Source organism: Vibrio sp. 2130-1 (assembly GCF_033339515.1).
Genome location: NZ_JAWOUT010000540.1, coordinates 1 through 572, shown reverse-complemented (window position 1 = coordinate 572; position 572 = coordinate 1). Strand labels below are relative to the sequence as shown.

The 572-nt window shown below is 38.1% G+C and carries 1 pseudogene; it reads left to right on the top strand.

Annotated elements, in window-relative coordinates:
* Window positions 1–292 precede the first annotated feature (292 nt).
* Window positions 293–572, top strand: a pseudogene (locus R7Q09_RS27275) (transporter); the annotation flags it as partial.

Sequence of the window (572 nt, the reverse complement as noted above, 5' to 3'; positions counted from 1 at the left end):
CAGGCTTTTCAGCTGTTATGTCATACCGACTTCATACTAAGAGCACAGGTAAGCAATTTATTTTATTAATAATATTGCGAAAACATAGAATCTATCCTAATTATTTATTAACTAGTGGCTTAGTGTTGAAGATAAGTATAAATGTCTCCTAATTTCTTCAAAGCGCCAAACTTAAAGGTATGTCGTGGTTTTGAAGTAGCTATACTAATCTTACTTTGGAAAGTTAGGAGCTTCACCTCAAGCTATTGCCTGAGATTACTTGGGTACGATCATCAGCAAAAGGAAAGATGTGATGTTACGGAAGACTTTACTGGGTACCTATCTTTGTAGTTTATTCATTGCGGGGAATGCATATGGTGCTGAAGGAGATGATATTCCTCAGCGTGCCCAAACGGTTGGTGATGTTATTGAGCGCCCAGGCGTTCTCACACCTAAAGGTAAATGGTCATTTGATTCGTCTTTAAGCTATACACAAAACTCTTCAAACAAAGTATCTGTTGTTGGGTATACAGTCTTACCAACTCTGATTGTTGGGCGAATTGAAGTGAGTGATTCGGATAGGACTACAGTAA